The organism is Nostoc sp. GT001 (assembly GCF_030382115.1).
GTDB lineage: Bacteria > Cyanobacteriota > Cyanobacteriia > Cyanobacteriales > Nostocaceae > Nostoc.
The window spans coordinates 3436753-3454967 of record NZ_JAUDRJ010000003.1 but is presented as its reverse complement, the minus strand read 5'-3'; the positions used below and the strand labels follow the sequence as shown (position 1 = coordinate 3454967).

17 protein-coding genes are annotated in these 18215 nt (G+C 43.8%); 9 read left to right on the top strand and 8 right to left on the bottom strand.

The genetic code is table 11. The features are described from left to right. Nucleotides 1-76: 76 nt before the first annotated feature. Nucleotides 77-973, bottom strand: a complete 897-nt coding sequence (gene argB / locus QUD05_RS17785; protein WP_289797226.1) for an acetylglutamate kinase — start codon at nucleotides 971-973, stop codon at nucleotides 77-79. Between the two features lie 318 nt (nucleotides 974-1291). Here argB and QUD05_RS17780 point away from each other — a divergent pair, with 318 nt between their 5' ends. After that, complete coding sequence (locus tag QUD05_RS17780) at nucleotides 1292-1894, top strand: Uma2 family endonuclease (protein WP_289799998.1); 603 nt, start codon at nucleotides 1292-1294, stop codon at nucleotides 1892-1894. Nucleotides 1895-1921: 27 nt separating this feature from the next. Here QUD05_RS17780 and QUD05_RS17775 read toward each other — a convergent pair whose 3' ends face one another. Beyond that, nucleotides 1922-2452, bottom strand: coding sequence for a shikimate kinase (locus QUD05_RS17775; protein WP_289797225.1), 531 nt, complete (start codon nucleotides 2450-2452; stop codon nucleotides 1922-1924). Between the two features lie 137 nt (nucleotides 2453-2589). After that, nucleotides 2590-2697 (bottom strand): toxin-antitoxin system HicB family antitoxin, encoded by a 108-nt coding sequence (locus QUD05_RS17770; RefSeq protein ID WP_354666139.1) that lies wholly within the window; start codon nucleotides 2695-2697, stop codon nucleotides 2590-2592. A 590-nt stretch (nucleotides 2698-3287) separates the two neighbouring features. Between QUD05_RS17770 and QUD05_RS17765 the strand changes: the two genes are divergently transcribed. Then, nucleotides 3288-3482, top strand: a complete 195-nt coding sequence (locus tag QUD05_RS17765) for a hypothetical protein (RefSeq protein ID WP_289797223.1) — start codon at nucleotides 3288-3290, stop codon at nucleotides 3480-3482. Between the two features lie 19 nt (nucleotides 3483-3501). On the opposite strand, the gene QUD05_RS17760 is transcribed toward QUD05_RS17765, so the two are convergent. The 3 genes from QUD05_RS17760 to QUD05_RS17750 all read right to left on the bottom strand — a co-directional run bounded on the left by QUD05_RS17760 (nucleotide 3502) and on the right by QUD05_RS17750 (nucleotide 7359). Further along, nucleotides 3502-4200, bottom strand: coding sequence for a LapA family protein (locus tag QUD05_RS17760; protein WP_289797222.1), 699 nt, complete (start codon nucleotides 4198-4200; stop codon nucleotides 3502-3504). Between the two features lie 166 nt (nucleotides 4201-4366). Beyond that, nucleotides 4367-4987 carry a flavin prenyltransferase UbiX gene (locus tag QUD05_RS17755; RefSeq protein ID WP_289797221.1) on the bottom strand — a complete coding sequence of 207 codons (621 nt, stop codon included), beginning with the start codon at nucleotides 4985-4987 and terminating at the stop codon, nucleotides 4367-4369. A 17-nt stretch (nucleotides 4988-5004) separates the two neighbouring features. Beyond that, nucleotides 5005-7359, bottom strand: a complete 2355-nt coding sequence (locus QUD05_RS17750; RefSeq protein ID WP_289797220.1) for a ribonuclease R family protein — start codon at nucleotides 7357-7359, stop codon at nucleotides 5005-5007. 1019 nt (nucleotides 7360-8378) lie between these two features. Here QUD05_RS17750 and QUD05_RS17745 point away from each other — a divergent pair. After that, complete coding sequence (locus QUD05_RS17745) at nucleotides 8379-9263, top strand: slr1353 family protein (protein ID WP_289797219.1); 885 nt, start codon at nucleotides 8379-8381, stop codon at nucleotides 9261-9263. Between the two features lie 140 nt (nucleotides 9264-9403). On the opposite strand, the gene clpP is transcribed toward QUD05_RS17745, so the two are convergent. Further along, complete coding sequence (gene clpP / locus QUD05_RS17740; protein WP_012412443.1) at nucleotides 9404-10015, bottom strand: ATP-dependent Clp endopeptidase proteolytic subunit ClpP; 612 nt, start codon at nucleotides 10013-10015, stop codon at nucleotides 9404-9406. A gap of 478 nt (nucleotides 10016-10493) precedes the next feature. On the opposite strand from clpP, the gene QUD05_RS17735 reads away from it, so the two are divergent. The 6 genes from QUD05_RS17735 (at nucleotide 10494) to QUD05_RS17710 (ending at nucleotide 16259) form a co-directional block, all read left to right on the top strand. Then, entirely contained in the window at nucleotides 10494-10649 is a 156-nt protein-coding gene (locus QUD05_RS17735; protein ID WP_289797218.1) for a QAALIT motif small membrane protein, read from the top strand. Between the two features lie 353 nt (nucleotides 10650-11002). Continuing rightward, nucleotides 11003-13060 carry a thioredoxin domain-containing protein gene (locus QUD05_RS17730; protein ID WP_289797217.1) on the top strand — a complete coding sequence of 686 codons (2058 nt, stop codon included), beginning with the start codon at nucleotides 11003-11005 and terminating at the stop codon, nucleotides 13058-13060. A gap of 75 nt (nucleotides 13061-13135) precedes the next feature. Continuing rightward, nucleotides 13136-13423: a hypothetical protein gene (locus tag QUD05_RS17725; protein WP_289797216.1), complete on the top strand. Its 288-nt coding sequence runs from the start codon at nucleotides 13136-13138 to the stop codon at nucleotides 13421-13423. Between the two features lie 5 nt (nucleotides 13424-13428). Then, nucleotides 13429-14580 (top strand): outer membrane protein assembly factor BamB family protein, encoded by a 1152-nt coding sequence (locus QUD05_RS17720; protein WP_289797215.1) that lies wholly within the window; start codon nucleotides 13429-13431, stop codon nucleotides 14578-14580. Between the two features lie 27 nt (nucleotides 14581-14607). Next, nucleotides 14608-15201, top strand: a complete 594-nt coding sequence (locus QUD05_RS17715; protein ID WP_289797214.1) for a molybdenum cofactor guanylyltransferase — start codon at nucleotides 14608-14610, stop codon at nucleotides 15199-15201. 431 nt (nucleotides 15202-15632) lie between these two features. Continuing rightward, nucleotides 15633-16259, top strand: coding sequence for a chloramphenicol phosphotransferase CPT family protein (locus tag QUD05_RS17710; RefSeq protein ID WP_289797213.1), 627 nt, complete (start codon nucleotides 15633-15635; stop codon nucleotides 16257-16259). 107 nt (nucleotides 16260-16366) lie between these two features. Here the strand turns inward: QUD05_RS17710 and QUD05_RS17705 are convergent, their stop codons facing one another. Continuing rightward, a complete protein-coding gene (locus QUD05_RS17705; RefSeq protein ID WP_289797212.1) occupies nucleotides 16367-17866 on the bottom strand; it encodes a family 10 glycosylhydrolase in 1500 nt (499 codons plus the stop codon). Nucleotides 17867-18215 lie beyond the last annotated feature (349 nt).

Here is an 18215-nt window from a genome sequence, read left to right as displayed (position 1 = left end):
TCGTCCACAAGTAAAAAACGAGTTTTAATTTACCCAAAATTACAGTTACAAATCATTTTCCCAGCTTCCCCTGCCTCTACAACGTAAACTGCGAACCGAGAATCATGGTCCCAATCCCAACATCAGTAAAGATTTCTAGTAACAGGGCGTGAGGAATGCGACCATCAATGATGTGTGCTGCACGGACTCCTTGAGCAAGCGATCGCACACAACAACTTACTTTGGGAATCATCCCACCACTGACTATACCATTAGCAATCAACTCGCGAGCTTCGCGGATATCTACTTTCGGAATCAAAGTAGATTGGTCTTTGTAATCTTTTAAAATTCCACTGGTATCGGTCAGTAAAATTAACTTTTCTGCTCCTAGTGCAGCAGCGATTTCTCCGGCTACAGTATCGGCGTTAATATTATAAGCTTGCCCCGTCTCGTCTGCGGCGACGCTGGAAACTACTGGAATATAACCATTGCTAGCGAGGGTGTCCAAAATCTTGATGTTAACATTGCTAACTTCCCCCACAAAACCGATGCCTTCTTGACCTTGGGGACGGGCTGTAAATAGATTACCGTCTTTACCGCAAAGTCCTACAGCCAATCCACCAGCTTGGTTAATTAGCGCAACAATTTCTTTATTGACTCGACCAACTAAAACCATTTCCACCACATCCATTGTGGCGGCATCAGTGACTCGCAGACCATTCTTAAATTGTGGTTCGATGCCCAGTTTATCTAACCAACTGTTAATTTCTGGGCCACCGCCGTGGACTACAATTGGACGCAAGCCGACGCAGGATAAGAATACAATGTCGCGGATAACTTTGTCTTTGAGTGTGCTATCTTTCATCGCTGCGCCGCCATATTTGACAACAACAGTGCGACCAGCAAATTGTTGAATATAAGGTAGTGCTTCGCTTAGTACACGCACACGAGTGGCTTCAGCTTGCCTGATGTATTCAGAATCGTTGTCCGTCATGAGGAGCCTAACAGAGAGAGTTAAAACCTATGCAGTCAGTGTAGAAGACTTTGTAACTCCTCACAATCTCTGCTACCAAAGTCGAGTATGTTTGTACTGGTGATTTTTGTCGGCTCCAGATTGGGTTGAAGGGTAAACAATTCTCTGTTTCTGTGTGGGATCACAGTACCATTTTAGGAAAACTGTCGGCAACCAGTTCGCCGATTCAATACCTTTATTATCGACTCAAACCTCGCGTTGCAAACATAACAGATATTAGGCGATCGCTACTTCAAACCTCTAGAATTGAAATCATTCGGCTGAAGCTAGGGAATGAAAATGACTACGCTGCTAATTCAAACTGAAAGCACACCCCTAACGGTAAATTTCCCCTCCCTTGTGCAGATGACAAATGAGCAGTTCTACGAATTCTGCCAAGCCAATGGAGATTTACGAATTGAGCGTACTGCCAATGGGGAAGTCATCATTATGCCACCAGCTTTTTCAGATACGGGCAACCGTAACTTTAACATTGCTGCACAGTTTGGGTATTGGACTGAACAAGATGGCACTGGCATAGGCTTTGACTCCAGTGCAGGTTTTACACTACCCAATGGAGCGATGCGTTCCCCTGATGCTTCTTGGATTGAACTGGAGCGCTGGAACGCTTTAACAGATGCACAAAAAGCCTCATTTGCACCAATTTGTCCCAGCTTTGTGATTGAGTTACGCTCCTCTAGCGATCGCCTGATAAAATTACAAGACAAAATGCAGGAGTACATCGATAACGGTGCGTTACTAGGCTGGTTAATTGATCGGCAAAATCGAAAAGTCTACATTTACCGTATGAATCGAGAACTTGAAATTTTGGATAATCCCGAAGTAGTTAGTGGCAATCCAGAATTACCAGGATTTATCCTGCGTATGGGCAAAATTTGGTAACTTGAGTCTTCTTAATGAAAAACAGCTTTATTTCAGGATGCCAGGAATTCCCTCAAGTATTCGCTTGGCAACGTCTTCAGGTGTATCTCCCTCTCGCTCGGTGATGTGCAAATCGGCTTGAGAGTAAAGTGGGGTTCGTTGTTCGAGAAGCGATCGCAACTTAGCTTGAGGATCGGCATCTTGTAGCAGTGGTCTTGTGGTATCCTCAGCTAAACGGCTGTAAATTATCTCCACTGGCGTATCTAGCCACACTATCAAACCGTGGTGCAAGTAACCCCAATTTTCTCGCCGCAATACAATGCCCCCACCTGTTGCAATAGTCAATTTTGTAAAAGCACAAACTTGTGAAAGTACGTCGCTTTCTAACTGGCGAAACCTGGCTTCACCAACTTCTACAAATAACTGATTAATAGATTTACCTGTTGCTTGGGCAATGACATTATCGGTATCTACAAACCGATAACCCAGTTCTTTTGTTAGTAAGCGCCCTACTGTCGTCTTACCAACGCCCATAATCCCAATTAAGTACAGGTTGACTCCTTGTAATAAGCTGCTCACCAGTTACTTTGCTCCAATTATAAGTTTTGAGTGCTGAGTCACAGTTTTAAATTATAAACTCAACCACTCAATCTAGTATTTAAAAATACGGAGTTTTGCACCGATCGCGCAACTGGATAAAATTACTTGATTTCTAATTAAACCACTGCACTTAACAAACACACAATATTCTGATTGAGACTTACACCTTCACGTTCAGGAGTCTCAGCTAAACGACAATGTAGAGATTTTGACATCCGCACCAATAAATTATCACTAAGTAAGTTGGCATAATAAAACCAAACTATGTGAAGAAAGATAAGCTAGGCTAGAACCCTCTTCCCTTCTGCCTTATGCCTCCTGCCTCCTGCCTTATCCCAACAACAAATTTTTACACCAATCTACTTAACTTGGTCAATAAATTAACAATTATTCTGTGAAATTACCACAAATAATCAACGATGAATTTCTCAGAAATGTAGTAATTTTCCTAAAGTAACTTGGTATTTGCTGGATAACGATCGCTATGCTTAACCAAAAAATTAACCTAGCTTGTTTGAAACTTTATTTAAACAATATCTGTCTATCTAAATAATCAGGGTTTTTACCTTGGTGATTAATTTTAAGTATATACAATACTGTGTTTCTAACAGCACAGGGTCGTTATATCTAAAAGTTCAGTTATAACAAGACCCGCTCAATTAAATGTTTCTAATAAAGGTGTAAATAATGACTGATTTACCGCGATCGCCCAAAAAAAGCTTGCAAAGAAATTGAAGTTTCGACACAAAGACTACTGCATATTTCATCCCGATAAGCCTGAATGAATAAATATAGAATGAATGAGGTGTCAACCATGACTCGAATTCGTGACGTTGTAGAAAGAGCTTTAGCAACTGGTTATTTGACAGTTGAAGCTGAAGATCAACTACGACAACTGTTGACTACCCGATATGACTTGGAAGATTTTAATGCTTTCATGACTTTGCAGGAAGCTGCCATGACTGGTAAGGTCAAGCAGGAGTCTAGAGAGCGGTGTGGCATTAAATAGAGATGTCGCCTGCTACATCTCACCGACGGGGGCGTTTACCATCATCTTCAAAATCATCATCATCCTCAAAAAATTCCCAATCATCATCATCTGCTTGATTGGTAGTCGGCGGCTGATAAGGAGGGATAATTACTCGGTAATCAGCATCGTAAATTGATTCAGTTTTTCCCGCAGCCGTATTTTTTGGCTCGCGGTAGCTGTAGGAGTAAACTGAACCAGACCGAGAACTGCTTTTGGCTTCTGATTGACGTTCGTAAGTTGTAGAATCTCTAGGCTGTTGAGCTTGAGAATTAGGAATAGGCGCTTCTTCTGAGTTTTCATCAAAGTTCCAATCATCTCCACTGCTATTTGTCTCCCAATCATCAAATTCCTCACTGCTAGACTCTTCTCTTTTACTAGCTGTTGGTGGAGGACTCGCAGGACGAGATGTCGGTTCTTCTCTCCGGGTTGCCTTCGCACGACTTGAAGGGGCGGTTGCTCTGTTAGGAGTTTGGCGTTGTCCTGCCACAAAATAATTGGATAAATTAAATAAGGTAGCAATCAATATCGATGTGAAAGCACCAGTGGCAGTACTGAACAAAATCCATATCGCTAGTGGTAATGGTTGAGTTCGCACGCCCAAAAATACTAGCGATAGGGCAGGTGAGAAATTTTGGACTAATAACAGCGTTAGTCCTCCCAGTACTGCCACCAATAGAATTAAGCGAATTACAGCCATAGCAATTTTGTCAGTTGTCAATTATCAGTGGTCAGTTATCAATAGTCAGCGATCAGTCTGGTTATTCTTCACTAATTACTGTTCACTGACTACTGACACTATCAGCCATCTCTATCATTACCTTTTTAGGACTATTGTGAAATTTACAATAAATCCACTGAGGGTGTTAACGACGACCTTGCCACCGCTGAATTGGAATACAGTCAATATCTAGTTGATCTAAAGCACGGGCAACTACAAAATCAACTAAATCCTCGATGGTTTGGGGATTGTGATACCAAGCAGGAATAGCGGGGACAATTCTCACTCCAACTTCTGCTAAAGAGGTTAAGTTACGGAGGTGGATGAGACTAAAAGGCGTTTCACGAGGGACAATAACCAGCTTTCGCCCTTCTTTGAGTTGAACATCCGCTGCCCGTTCTAGTAAATCGGAACTCAAGCCAACCGCTAACTTTGCCACTGTACTCATGCTGCATGGAATAATCATCATCCCTAGAGTGGCAAAGGAACCACTGGCAATTCCGGCTCCGACATCGCTCCAAGGATGACACCGGAGTTTACCGGAAAGTGCAACACCAGCTTGCTCTCGCCAAAATTGTTCTTGCCCGGTTGGCTCTGGTGGCATCCGAATTTCCTGTTCTGACTGCCAAACCATGTAAGTTGATTTAGAAGCAACCAATTCAATGCTATACTCCGCTTCTAGCAAAAATTTGATCGCGCGAACAGCGTAAATCAGACCAGATGCGCCCGATACGCCTAAAATTAAAGGTTTGGTGTTATTTGACACGTAAGTTTTAGTGGATTTTACTCATCCTCAGAGTAAGGATCTAGGTCATCAGGCTCCATATCATTTGGTAAGTAGAGGTCTGACAGGTCGTCACGAGAATCATTGCCAGTTAACCCTTTGGCGACGCCATCGCTGCCTACTGTTACCAAATCAATTTGTTGACGGTAGTAATCGACACTCTTCACTTGGACGGCGACGCGATCGCCTAATCGATAAGAAGCGCGATTTTTGCGCCCAAATAGTGCCTGTTGTCTGGCGCGATATTCATACCAATCATCTTTGAGAGAACTGACGTGTACTAATCCTTCTACCCGCAAAGGCACACCAGGATTACTGCTGGATTCTACCTCGGCGGCTGGTACTTCAATTTCCACAAAGAAACCGTAGGATTGAACCCCAGTAATCACGCCTTGAAATACCTGACCGATGCGTTGCTTCATCAGTTGGGCTTTTTGCAGTCCAGCTAAATCGGCTTCAGCCTCTTGGACTTCTTTTTCTCGGTCGTTGATTTGGACAATTACCCTAGTTAAATCGCTTTGGAGTTCTTGCTGCAATTCTGGGGGTAAAACGTTCCAGTTAATTTCCTCGTGGCTGGAAGAGTGGCGCAGGTTAACCCGCTCTCTGACACGGGTATTGCGGCGATCGCGTCCGTTTTCGAGTAGCGCGTAATACACTCTCTGCATCAGCAAATCTGGGAAACGCCGCAAGGGAGCGCTAAAGTGGACATATTGCGGTAGTGCCAGACCAAAGTGAGATCCTTTGGTAGTACTGTACGCAGACGGCTTAAGTGTATCTTGTAATAAGTAAGTAAGAACTTGCTCAGAGGGAGATTCCGCAAAAGCTGTGGTCAAATGTTGGTAATCTAAGGGTTGGATATCGACTTCTGGATCTAATGTGAGGTCAACGCCTAAATTGACTGCCAATTTCAGCATTTCCTGAACATCTTCAACATCGGGAGTACCTTGGACTCGCCAGATAGCAGGAACACCAAGAGCATTTAAGTGAGTTGCAAAAAGTTGATTAACTAACAGTACCAACTCCGTGAGTAGCGATCGCACTGGTAAATCATTCACCACCACAGCACCGAGAATTCCCTCATCATAATAGGCGTTTTGGCTCGGCGGCAGATTCAACTGGAGGCTACCACGATTCAAGCGTACCTGTTTGACGGCTGTTTGCAAGGCTTGGAGGTCTTGCAGTATTTGGGAAACCTGTGATGATTTATCTTGAGCTTCACCTGTGAGAATTGCTTGAGCTTCTTCAGTAGTTAGTGCAGTTTCGACATTAATGACGCTGGGTTGAATTTCCCATTCCAGGACTTCTCCCGATTTGGGATCAATGGTAATTAAAAAAGAGATGGTTAAGCGATCGCTCCCAGGTACTAAAGAACAGCGTTCAGCTACAGCTGGGGGCAAGATTGGCAACACCAGTTCTCCGAGATACACTGACTTGCCCCGTTTGAGTGCTTCTCTATCTAGGGGTTCGTCAGGTTGGACAAAGTGAGAAACATCGGTGATATGAACGCCCAAAAGCCAATTTCCGGCTAAGTTTTTTTCTAAACTAAAAGCGTTCTCGATAATTTTGGTATCGCTATTTACCCCTTCAATAGTGAGAGTAAACAAATTACGCAAATCTAGCCGATTTTTCAGGTCTGCTTTGAGGAGCTTTTTGGGCAACTTGGCGGCTGCTTCTAGAACATTATCTGGAAAAGTCCGGGAAAGGTCGTGTTTGCACGTAACTAAATCTATATCAGCAGCAGCTTCGGCATCACTGCCGAGGATTTGCACGACTCGACCAAGGGGAGGATATTGTGCCAATGGATAACGCAAAACTTCCACATGAACCAGATGATCGATCGCTTCTTCTAACTTTGCCCCGTTAGGTTGAATCTTGAGTTCAAACAGCAATCGATCGTCTAAAGGCACAGCCCGAAAACCAGTTTCTACCTGCTTGATTCGTGCCAGTAAAGTGTGGTTAGAACGTTCGAGAATCAGCTTCACCTCCCCTTCTGGAGAGCGGCGACGACTACCTTCTTTCAGAACTCTCACCAAAACGCGATCGCCATTCCAAGCATTACTCAAATGACTTTCGCGGATGTAAATATCCTCGGCTCCTTCCACATCTTGAATAGCAAAGCAAAAACCTTTACTAGAACAACGGAGTTTTGCCTCAATTATGCCGTCTTCTGAGACACGCCGATACTTGCCCCGTTCTTTTACTAAAATACCGATTTTTTCAAGAACATCTAAGGCAATGTGAAGTTTTTGTAAACTTTTTTCATCTTCACAGCCAAGTTTCTTTTCTAAAACCTTCCGAGCTACCAATTTATCATCGGTGAAATTGGCAAGGAGTGTAGCGATTGAAAATTCCATGCAGTGAACCGACCTTTGGTCAAAACATCATTTGTTGTTTAATCTGGTTCTTTTCTGTATACCCTCACGGCTTACAGAAACAAGCTAGAAACTAATTGCCCTGAAGCAAGCTTCCTCAGTTCTAAGGAAAGGAAGCCCGACCCAGTAAGAGCGGGAAACTACTCCCGCAGTTCCTTTGCAAAGAAGCCGACCCACGGACAATTCTGGGCGTTTACGAACTTCTCACTGCACGATGCTCTCAGAATTCGCCTGCGTTCAACTTCCTTCACCTAACCAAACTTAAGATTGCACGCCTGATTAAAATCTAGCCCCGCTAGTTAATTACGCGACGGGTTTTTGAGAAGCTGGGTTTAGAGAATCCATACTGCCCAAAAGCGCTATGCAGGGGAGCCACTGCCATCCTGGGGTCTCCCCAAGTGGAGGAGGTAGTGCGGTCTTGGGGTCTCCCCAAGTGGAGCAACTGCCGTCAAGTGGCGTGGAAACTACAGGTGTTTGATTGTCTAGAGAGAAGGTAATTTTACGCCATTAGACTCTGATTTTTAACTAGGAGGAACTGCTGGTGAACCCAATTTTCCCACATGTAGAATCGGTAACAATTAGGTAAGCAGCTTAATGAGCAGCGAGGGCGAACCTTATCTCCATTATTGTAGATTTAGAGCGCACTTCCAGAGAATAGTTCTAGATATCGACTTGGGTAATCAGTATAGCATTGCAAGCAAGACTACCCAGACAAGTTAGCACTGACCAAAAATTTCGTCAAAAAATAGCTACTGCTACAATTGGGACACCAGGCAAAGCAAGAATATCACCTTGACAGATCAGAGCAGAGAATTATACCTACTCATCGCCTGTCAAGAAACTGATGACATATAGTAAGCAATTAAAATGAATAAATGCAATATTGGCAGGCATCCTGGGTATCGAGTGGATGTAAATTAAAGTAAGGGCAGCTGATCTCGCTTGAACATACAAGCAGTATCAACACCGTTATTAAAAATATTTAGATTGGTAGCAGTATTATGTTGGCTCAATTCCAGAGCTTGTATCCCCAGGGCAGTTTGATTTCTGAATTAGTGCAAATTTTTCAAGGAAAATATATTGTCCGGGCAAGCGTGCAAATTGAAGGCGTAACCCGTGCTACGGGTATGGCAGCAGCAGAAACAGTAGAAGCCGCAGAAGACCAAGCTATAACTAGGGCGCTGATAGTTTTGGGTATTACAAATGCGCCACCAGAATCAGTGACGTTGATCTCAAATCCAGTTTCCCCGGTACAGCTAAATCCTTCCTTGAATACTAAAGGTGGATTTAGTGAGCCTACTGCTTATTCCTCTGCAAAAAATGAGGATTTTGTTAGTAGTCAGTGGCCAGCAGTCAGCGACAAGGAAATATCTATACCGCCTTCCAAAGAACGGAACATCAAACCAGAAGTAGTAACAAATAGTAAGGAACAGTACGGTTACAGCAATGCTGCGCCTCTAAACGATACCTATAGCCAGGATTTAGGTCAAAACTTTCCGATGACTGCCAACCGGGAGCTAGAATTCGATCCTCCAGTTGAGAACTTAGAAATAAATTTTGATAACCAGCCAGAAAATCAAACCTTTCCGGCAATTTCTGCCAATAATGTCACACCATTTACACCCCGGAGTTATAGCCCTCAAGAAAATGCCACTACCCCGTCAGTGACAGGAAAGAGAAAGAAAAAAGCTGAACCCGTGGATTTATCAGATGTAATTGCTAAAACAGATGTCGAACTTCAGCGTTTAGGCTGGACACCAGAACAAGGACGGGAACATCTGATTGAAACCTACGGTAAGCGCGGGCGGACTTTGCTAACTGAAGAAGAATTACACGGATTTCTCAAATACTTACAATCTCAGCCAGATCCAATAGCAGGATTTTGATTTCCAACTTCTAAATCGAGTTTTGAACTTCTAATATCAAGTTTTAAAGTCAAATAACCCCTCTTCAGTTATGAAGAGGGGTTATTTTTGGGGTTTAAGGGAATTAAAAGTGGTAAATCACCATTTACCAATCGTGAGTATTAATTAACAGCAGCAACTGCTGGACGACTACCAGCGGCGTGACGGTCAATCACTTGGTCAATCAAACCGTACTCTCTGGCTTCCTCTGGTGACATGAAAAAGTCACGTTCAGTATCTTCAGCAATGCGCTCAATTGGTTGACCTGTATGGTCAGCTAAATAGTCATTTAGCCGCTTCTTATGGTACAAAATTTCCCGCGCCTGAATTTCAATATCAGTCGCCTGTCCTTGAGCGCCGCCTAAAGGTTGATGAATCATAATCCGAGAATGGGGTAAACTCATCCGCTTACCCTTAGCACCCGCGCTGAGGAGAAAAGCACCCATACTCGCTGCCAATCCGGTACAAATTGTACAGACATCAGGGCGAATATGCTTCATAGTGTCAAAAATGCCCATACCAGCCGTCACCGAACCACCGGGAGAATTGATGTACATATAAATGTCTTTCTCCGGGTCTTCAGCATCCAAATACAGCAGTTGGGCAACAATCAAGTTAGCAATGTTGTTATCAACTTGTTGTCCCAAAAAGATGATGCGCTCACGTAACAGCCGTGAGTAGATGTCAAAGGCGCGTTCACCTCGACCCGATTGTTCAATAACGATAGGAATCATGGAAGCGTGTTTGTGGCTACTTTAAATACATTTTATCGGTGACAGCACGAAACTGGGGCTGATCTCTACTATTCCCAGGTAGATATAAGTAAATCTTGGCTTTTCTGTCTTTTTCAACAAAGGAGCAAAATGTGATTTTGCAATAGATTCAACCTCCAAGGGCACTTTTTAGCGACAAAAGCTGTCTAAGAAGATATCCCGGTTTAGGGAAGAATAAATCAAAAAACTTCAATTGTCGCCAATCTTATATCTCGGACTTTGCTGTACAACCTTGGCGATGTATTGACTAAACCGATAACCGAAATCCGATTTGCTTAGGAAATTATGTTAACTAGCAGTAACATTTTAAACATTTTTTTAGGATTTCCTTCGGCATTTATCAAGTTATTTTTGTTAGATTCGGTAAATCGGGAGTACGAGGTGTATTTAGAATAACCAGTCGTAGTTGAAATGCTATCCATTCAGAGAGAGACGTGCCATGCTGGAAAAACTTATGCAAGCCGCCATCATCACCTTCTTGCTCCATCTGATAGCAGGACTTAGCCCAAATACTTTAATTCAAACAAAGACAGCATCACCTATGCAAGAAACGCCACCAAATATTGTTAGCTTGCTATTGCGATCTTTTCAATAAGAATGTTTCATAAGTTGCACAGGTATAAGTAAGTTGCCGTAAATAAACCCAACTATATATATAGAAGATGCTTCCCTTGTAGTTAGCGCTAACTACAAAACTGCATTTTTTTTACACCAACTTACTAGGTGATATTAAAAACAAAGGGATAACTCGCTCGTTGAGTTTCTTACTTAATGTACATATAGCGGTTCTCGGTTGAGTGAGGTACAAGAACCCCACCCCCAACCCCCGCAAACGAGGAGGGAGGCTAAGATGTATCTCATGTGATTAGGAAACGCTATAGTTGTCTAGGCTAACAAGCCTGAGAACAGGCTAGACTGAGCAAAGAAGGCAACTAATTGCATTTAATCATGACTAATCGCCTTGCTGAAGCTAAGAGCCTCTATCTCCGCAAACACGCCGAAAACCCGATTGATTGGTGGCCTTGGTGTGACGAAGCACTTGCAACTGCAAGGGCGCAAAATAAACCGATTTTTCTTTCCATTGGCTACTCTAGTTGCCACTGGTGTACTGTCATGGAAGGCGAGGCTTTTTCTGATATTGCGATCGCTGACTACATGAATATCAATTATCTTCCCATCAAAGTAGACAGGGAAGAAAGACCTGACCTCGATAGCATCTATATGCAAGCTTTGCAGATGATGAGCGGTCAAGGGGTTGGCGCTTTAAATATTTTTCTTTCCCCAGAAGATTTAGTGCCGTTTTACGCTGGTACTTATTTCCCTGTAGACCCGCGCTATGGTCGTCCGGGATTTTTGCAGGTGTTGCAAGCGCTTCGCCGTTATTACGATACAGAAAAACAAGAATTACAACAACGTAAAGCCTTAATTATTGAGTCTCTGCTCACGTCTGCGGTGTTGCAAGACGGTACAACAACTGAGCTTGAAGACCATGAATTACTCCGCCAAGGTTGGGAAATCAGTACAGGTGTAATTACTCCTAATCAATCTGGTAACAGTTTTCCGATGATTCCCTACACAGAATTAGCACTACGGGGAACTCGATTTAATTTTGAATCTCGCTATGATGGCAAGCAAGTTTGTACCCAACGAGGACTAGACTTATCACTGGGCGGCATTTATGACCATGTAGCTAGTGGTTTTCATCGCTATACTGTTGACCCGACTTGGACAGTACCCCACTTTGAAAAGATGCTCTACGACAATGGACAGATTGTCGAGTATCTGGCTTCTTTATGGAGTGCAGGAGTACAAGAGCCATCCTTTGAGAGGGCGGTTGCTGGGACTGTACAATGGCTGAAGCGGGAAATGACTGCGCCTGAAGGTTACTTCTATGCTTCTCAAGATGCGGACAGCTTCACTGAACCAACGGCGGTAGAACCAGAAGAAGGAGCCTTTTACATCTGGAGTTACAGCGAATTAGAACAACTGTTAACGCCTGAAGAATTAACGGAATTACAACAACAGTTTACGGTGACGCCTAACGGCAACTTTGAAGGACATAATGTTTTGCAAAGACGCCATTCAGGTCAACTGAGTGCAACGCTGGAAATGGCACTGAGTAAGCTGTTTACCACTCGTTATGGCGTTAATTCTGAGTCGCTGGAAACTTTTCCCCCGGCTCGGAACAACCAGGAAGCAAAAACCACTAACTGGCCAGGTCGCATTCCCTCGGTGACAGATACAAAGATGATTGTCGCCTGGAATAGCTTGATGATTTCCGGGCTAGCTAGGGCTGCTGGGGTTTTCCAACAACCTTTGTACCTGGAATTAGCAGCACGAGCGGCAAATTTTATTTTGGAAAATCAGTTTGTCGATGGGCGTTTCCAGAGACTCAATTATCAAGGAGAGCCAACTGTTTTAGCGCAGTCTGAAGATTACGCTTTGTTTATTAAAGCTCTCTTGGATTTACAAGCTTGCAACCCTGAGCATAAGCAATGGTTAGAAAATGCGATCGCTATCCAAGATGAATTTAACGAATTTCTTTGGAGTGTAGAGTTAGGTGGTTATTATAACACATCGAGTGATTCTAGTCAAGATTTAATTGTCAGAGAGCGCAGTTACGCAGATAATGCGACACCATCAGCTAATGGAATTGCGATCGCTAACCTTGTGCGTCTGGCCCTACTCACCGATAATCTAGATTATTTGGATTTAGCAGAACTTGGTTTGAAAGCTTTTCGGAGTGTCATGCATCGCGCTCCTCAAGCTTGCCCCAGTTTGTTTACAGCTTTGGATTGGTATCGTAATTCTACCTTAATTCGCAGTACAACTGAGCAAATAAACTCTCTGATCCCCAGATTTCTACCAACGGCTGTATTTGCCATCACATCTGATTTACCAGAGAGAAGCGTTGGGTTAGTTTGCCAAGGTTTGAAGTGTCTAGCACCAGCAGAAAGTGTAGAGCATTTATTGCAGCAGGTGGAGAAAAGTCAGAATAGGGGATGATTTTGGCAACATCGGACGCATAGTAATGAATAAACCGCCCGTACTTGGAAACATCAGCCTGTTTTATTCCTCTTGGTGGCGATATGGAAAAAGCGATCGCTTTTTATCGAGAAAGGCAGAGGGCAGGAGGCTCAGTTGGCAGAAGGAAATACTGCTTCCAGCACTGAAGCCTGTGACCGCACCCAACTTGGGTCTAAAACCCCACCTCAAGCAAGAGTGCTTACAATCGGTTGGGGTCTGAATCCCCATCCGGTTGTTCCTTCTGCCCGGTTGTTGAGCGTAGTCGAAACACTGCCCTCTGCCTCCTGCCTTCTTCAAAAACCCAACATTCTTGCACCAAGAAATGTCACAATCGGTTATTAAAGGTAATGTTCCGAGCAAACCCTCAACGTACTGGTGTATACAACACAACGGGTATCCGTCATTTCAAAGAGGTAAAGTGGAAGCTTCAACTTACAAGTTTTGATGTTCATTTTTCTGCCTGTCCAACAGTTGCCGACGGAGTGATTTGCATTGGGGACGGTAAAAGAAATTTCTATGTGATAGATATACAGACAGGGCAGCAGAGGTGGACTTTCAACCCTGGAAGTAGGTACATTGCTTCTCCAACATTTGCTAATGGAATAGTTTACATCTGTAGTTCAGATGGCATCATCTACGCTATTGAACTAGAAACAAGGCAGCAGAGGTGGCAATTCAAAATAACTGAAAGGATTGGGCTTGGAGAGTATTACTCTCCCGTAGTTGTGAATGGAATTGTATATATCGGTAGTCCCGAAGGTTATCTTTATGTCTTAGACGCTTCCACAGGGAAGCAAATCTGGATCTTACAAACTACAGGCAATCAGCGAACTTCTGCACCATCAATTGCCGATGGAATACTCTACCTTGGCAGCAGTGATGGATGTGTCACAAGTGTAGATATGGAAACAAAACAGCGAAACTGGGTATTTCAACCTTCTTATCCCTTAATCCTAGATAGTCCTTTTTTGCCTGTAATTACTGAGAAAAGTGTTTATTGCGGTAGCAAAGGACAAGCTCTTGTAGCATTGGACATAAAAACAGGGGAGCAAAAATGGACATTCGAGCCAGAAAATGCAACGCTACTTTATCCACCTCTAACTTATCCATCTGTTGCTAATGGAATCGTTTGTGTTGGTAGCAGCAATACTATTTACGGATTAGATGAAGCCACTGGACAAATACTCTGGAGGTTTGCAACAGAAACTTCGGCTTCGTACCCAGTTATTGCTAATGAGGTAGTCTACGTTGGAATTAACGGAGTACTGTGGGCTTTGAAGCTCGCCACTGGACAAGCATTATGGCAGTTTAAACCGCCAGAGCCAGAACTACCATTAACAGATCCAAGAAGATGGTTGTATGCATTTGGCAAATTGGCAGTAGAAAAAGGCTGGGTTGCTTATGCTCCAACGGTTCTTTCACCTGCGATCGCTGACGAAGTAGTTTACGTTTTAGTGTATTACAGTTTAGATTGCACAGTTCTCTATGCATTAAATTGACATTAGGAATTAGGTGATTTGAGAATTATGACCTGCTGTAGATTAACAGCAATTGTGTTATCTGGGGGTAAAAGTTCTCGGATGGGTCAGGATAAAGCCTTGATTCCTATTCAAGGAGTGCCGTTGTTACAGCGAGTTTGTGGGATTGCCAAAGGCTGTGCTGATGTTGTTTATGTAGTAACTCCCTGGCCAGAACGCTATCAAGACTTGCTTTTGCCCGGTTGTCAGTTTATCCGAGAAGTACCTTTGTCTGGAGAATCTTTAGCCCACGGGCCTTTAGTTGGATTTGCTCAAGGACTAGCTGAAGTGAAAACAGATTGGGTGCTGTTACTAGCTTGCGATTTGCCGAGGTTGCGGGTTGAGGTGTTGCAAGATTGGGTAACTAGACTCGATCGCGTAGGGGATAATGCGATCGCAGCTTTAGCTTGTCATCCCAAAGGCTGGGAACCTCTGTGTGGTTTCTATCGCCGTCGCTGTTTGCCCCAACTTTTAGAGTTTATCAACCAAAGGGGGCGATCGTTTCAGCAGTGGCTTCGGCAATATCCGGTAGAAGTTTTGCCCTTAGCAGAACCCGAAATGCTATTTAACTGTAATACACCAGAGGACTTGGCTTTAAATTGAGTTGGAGAGTGGGGACTTAATCGTGAACTGAACCTACGGAAACTCTGGTAATAAATTCATTTTTTGGATATCGAACAGAATTCAGGAGTCAGGTGGTCGCCGAGCGCAGTCGAGGTGAGTCAGAATTCAGTTAGGTATTCTGTATGACTGGCGCATAGCGCAGCGTAAAGCCTTCTCTTTTCCCAAAGGGAAATGCACTCGCGTTTGAGAGGCTTCTCTTTCAGAGACGCTACACGTAGCTTGCTTCTCCGTAGGAGTATGCTTAGAGCGAGTCTACATTCGCACAGCGTCTTGTAGAGAGCATCTTGATTCTGAATTCTGAATTCTGAATTCTGACTCCTGAATTCTGACTCCTGAATTCTTGCCTATTCAACGTTTTAGCCCTAACGTGGAACTGCTAACTATATGTATTAAGGATGCGAGGAGGAATCATGGGGCAGACACAGGAGCTTGGACAGATTATCATCCTGAATGGTGTCCCGCGATCGGGGAAGTCGAGTATTGTGGCAGTGATTCAGGAGACATTTGATGGTCTGTGGATGAATTTGGGCGTTGATAGATTTATGCAAATGACTCCCGCACGATACCTGCCTGGGATCGGTTTACGGCCAGGGGGAGAACGCCAGGACATCGAACCCCTTGTTCCCATTCTGTACAGCGCTATGTATGAGTCTATCGCCGCCCACAGCCGTTTGGGTCTGAATGTCGTGGTTGATGTCGGACACCACGATGCCTACGCAATAGAACGGGCAATTTTGGCTGATAGTGCCCGATGTTTGAAAGGATTGCCAGTTTTGTTCGTAGGTGTTTACTGCCCCATCGAGATCGTTATGGAACGACGACAAAACACGGGGTGGAACGTGGGCAGTACATCTGACTCCCCAATACCACATCCGGTTCAGTTATGGCAACGTGAAGTCCACATCCCTGGCATTTATGACCTTGAAGTGGATACCTCTTTGTTAAGCCCAGGTGCTTGTGCTGAGATGATACGCCAGTACCTCGCAGATAATCCAGCACCGTCGGCATTCCAACGACTCGCTGCACAATATACTTAAGCTGTGTTTATGACTGCGATCGCTATATTTGGTATGAATTTGTAAAGTGTGTGATTCTATAAGTTGAAAGGGAAATTCAATCCCTTTCAACTAATTCTGTAGGCAGTCTACTTAACTCGACAGAATTTGCGATCGCTATCATTCTGAGGATATTGCCAAGAATATGCAAAGTGGCTAACTCCCTTCAATTGCGGGGCAAATTTGCGGAGTGCTTGCATTTGCACTTCTAGGGATGGACGATTACTAATAGATTTTCCCCACTGACCAGCTAAAGCTGGGATTATCTGTGTACCCGGTTTTGCCATACTCAAAACCCGTTGCACTTGCGCCACAATACAACTGACATTACCGCAAGTCCCATAAGCCATAGGATGCCACTCTAATGTATTGGGGAACCGATCCCAAGGTTGTAAACGAGAATCATACCCTTGTCCGACAGTTTGGTTGCCATCAGGAAAAAACACCACTCCTGTGGAAACATTTTGCTGCTTTGCTGGGTAACTAGCGATGGTGACAAAATCTAGAATTCCTTGCATAGCGTGGGCAACGGCAAGCTGCCACAACTCCCATTGTAAAACTCTTTGTCTATCGGTTGCAGGCAGGATTGACTTTTGCGCTAGTGGGAGAGTGCGTCCTTGCCAAAGGGGTTCTCCTTCCTGGGGATAAAGTTTATCAACTTCCGCTACATCTCCACCAGTGACGAATCCCTTGCTTAAAAAGCGGCGAATTAAGTCCAGCGCTTTGTAATTTTGTGCCCGTTTAAATAAAGCTTCTTGGGTTGCAGGGCTAAATAGCCATAAATCTGAAACTTTAGTGGCGATAGAATCACTTCCAGCTTGGCGGGGATAACGCACGTAATCCAATAGCAAGCCATCTGGGCGACGGCGCAAAACTTCTTGTACCAATTGATAGTAGTCGCGTTTTGCTTGTGGGTTGTAGGGATCGATAAATAGTTGAGAGCCATTATCTACCACATATAAACTCGTTTGACCTTTGCCATTACGAGCGATCGCACCTTCTCTATCTGGGCGCTGGGCGTAAGTATAGCCGAAATTTGTGGTAAACATCCAGGCATAGACCTTCAAACCACGTTGCCGACCTTTTTTAATTGCTGTGGCAAGTATATCGATGTTTTCTGTCCCTGGAGTGCGAATCACAGCAGGCCAAACCGTCGGATTAGCTCTTGCTGGTAATAGTACCTGCCCATCGTAAAATACTTCTAAATAAACTTGGTTATAGCCACCATTAACAATCCGATCCATAATCTGATCGATTATTCCTGGCTGAATGTCACAGGGATACAAGCGTAACCAAAGGGCTTGAGTTTGCGGCCAAGTTCGAGAGCGACATTCCTTTAATTTCTGCGCCTGTTCTTGTACTATCTTTTGGTAGCGTGTTTGAGCATCTTGTTTGCCTTTGAGCGCTAACAAACGCAAATTTTCTTTTTGTTGCGCCGCAGCCGATGATAACTGACAATACTCAGTTACTTGCGCCTTTGCTGGTTCGCTTCCCAAGTTGGGGAGCAACAAACTACTAGTAAAAACAACAGCGAATAAGCGCCGCCAAAATAATGTTGATCTTGCAACCTTCAAGGGACAGTTAGACATACCTACCAGTAGATGAACAAATTCAAAAGAGTTTCAGACAGGGATTTAAATTCCGACTGTAACTTGCTTACCACAGGGTAACTGAGTAAAGACGGAGTGGCTCTAACTCTGAGCTACGTGTTGACGTTCGGTCTTAAAGCCTTTATTTAATTTGCGATAATCATCGATCCCAACTCAAATAATTATGGGAAACGTGTATCGAATTATATAGTTAAATACTAAGGGTTTTAAAACCTATTTTTTCAAGACTCTCAAAGGTCTATTTCTGTTGCCGTATTTTTGTATAGCGGTTTCCAGTGCATGAAGTAGATATTAAAACTTCACCCTCAATGTGAATGCATCGGCTCGT

Excerpts from the sequence above, each read along its gene's own strand:
- QUD05_RS17715 (WP_289797214.1), top strand. The coding sequence starts at position 14,608 with ATGACCTGCTGTAGATTAACAGCAATTGTGTTATCTGGGGGTAAAAGT.
- clpP (WP_012412443.1), bottom strand. The coding sequence starts at position 10,015 with ATGATTCCTATCGTTATTGAACAATCGGGTCGAGGTGAACGCGCCTTT.
- QUD05_RS17750 (WP_289797220.1), bottom strand. The coding sequence starts at position 7,359 with ATGGAATTTTCAATCGCTACACTCCTTGCCAATTTCACCGATGATAAA.
- QUD05_RS17780 (WP_289799998.1), top strand. The coding sequence starts at position 1,292 with ATGACTACGCTGCTAATTCAAACTGAAAGCACACCCCTAACGGTAAAT.
- argB (WP_289797226.1), bottom strand. The coding sequence starts at position 973 with ATGACGGACAACGATTCTGAATACATCAGGCAAGCTGAAGCCACTCGT.
- QUD05_RS17730 (WP_289797217.1), top strand. The coding sequence starts at position 11,003 with ATGACTAATCGCCTTGCTGAAGCTAAGAGCCTCTATCTCCGCAAACAC.
- QUD05_RS17735 (WP_289797218.1), top strand. The coding sequence starts at position 10,494 with ATGCTGGAAAAACTTATGCAAGCCGCCATCATCACCTTCTTGCTCCAT.
- QUD05_RS17705 (WP_289797212.1), bottom strand. The coding sequence starts at position 17,866 with ATGTCTAACTGTCCCTTGAAGGTTGCAAGATCAACATTATTTTGGCGG.
- QUD05_RS17765 (WP_289797223.1), top strand. The coding sequence starts at position 3,288 with ATGACTCGAATTCGTGACGTTGTAGAAAGAGCTTTAGCAACTGGTTAT.
- QUD05_RS17720 (WP_289797215.1), top strand. The coding sequence starts at position 13,429 with ATGTTCCGAGCAAACCCTCAACGTACTGGTGTATACAACACAACGGGT.
- QUD05_RS17760 (WP_289797222.1), bottom strand. The coding sequence starts at position 4,200 with ATGGCTGTAATTCGCTTAATTCTATTGGTGGCAGTACTGGGAGGACTA.
- QUD05_RS17745 (WP_289797219.1), top strand. The coding sequence starts at position 8,379 with ATGTTGGCTCAATTCCAGAGCTTGTATCCCCAGGGCAGTTTGATTTCT.
- QUD05_RS17710 (WP_289797213.1), top strand. The coding sequence starts at position 15,633 with ATGGGGCAGACACAGGAGCTTGGACAGATTATCATCCTGAATGGTGTC.